The sequence below is a fragment of the Geobacillus sp. DSP4a genome, assembly GCF_013096875.1.
GTDB classification, from domain to species: domain Bacteria; phylum Bacillota; class Bacilli; order Bacillales; family Anoxybacillaceae; genus Geobacillus; species Geobacillus thermophilus.
In genome coordinates this window covers 1-944 of record NZ_SDLD01000143.1, presented here as the reverse complement: position 1 = coordinate 944, position 944 = coordinate 1, and the positions used below count along the sequence as shown (strand labels likewise).

Genomic DNA, 944 nt, shown 5'->3' with positions numbered 1-944 from the left:
GGCCGCGCTGGATTTCCCAAGTTCAAAAACCGCAAGGCGAAACAGTCGTACACCACAAATATGGTAAATGGCAACATCAAGCTTTCAGATGGCTATATCAAGCTGCCCAAACTGAAATGGATCAAGCTCAAGCAACATCGGGAGATCCCTGCCCACCATATCATCAAGTCTTGTACGATCACGAAAACCAAAACAGGAAAATACTATATTTCTATTCTCACAGAGTACGAACATCAACCTGCCCCAAAAGAAGTACAAACGGTTGTTGGGCTTGATTTTTCCATGAGTACGTTGTATGTCGATAGCGAGGGTAAGAGAGCCAATTATCCTCGATTCTATCGCAAAGCATTGGAAACATTAGCGAAAGAACAGCGTAAATGGTCTCGTAAAAAGAAAGGCTCGAATCGTTGGCACAAACAGCGTCTGAAAGTAGCGAAGCTGCATGAGAAAATTGCCAACCAGCGCAAGGACTTTCTGCATAAGGAGTCGCACAAATTAGCGAAACGGTATGATTGCGTGGTCATCGAAGACCTCAACATGAAAGGGATGTCACAAGCCCTCCATTTCGGTCAAGGCGTTCATGACAACGGCTGGGGCATGTTCACCACTTTCCTTCAGTACAAGCTGGCCGAACAGGGGAAGAAGCTGATCAAAATCGACAAATGGTTCCCCTCGTCCAAAACGTGTTCGTGTTGCGGTCGAGTCAAGGAGTCTCTATCGCTTTCTGAACGGACATTCCGTTGTGAATGTGGATTCGAGAGCGACAGGGACGTCAATGCGGCCATCAATATCAAACATGAGGGCATGAAACGATTGGCGATCGTCTAATTTGTCCTCGAACCGTGGGGCACACGGGGATCGCTCGGTCAACTTCCCATCATGAGATGGGATTACCCGAGAAGCCCCCACCTCTAAGCGAAGCGTAGGTGGTGGGAGTATGTCAC

At 47.9% G+C, this 944-nt stretch carries 1 protein-coding gene; it reads left to right on the top strand.

Annotated features, from left to right (window positions below):
* Positions 1-828: RNA-guided endonuclease InsQ/TnpB family protein (locus ETC02_RS16705; protein WP_171698454.1), on the top strand; the 828-nt coding region annotated here is incomplete at its 5' end.
* Positions 829-944 lie beyond the last annotated feature (116 nt).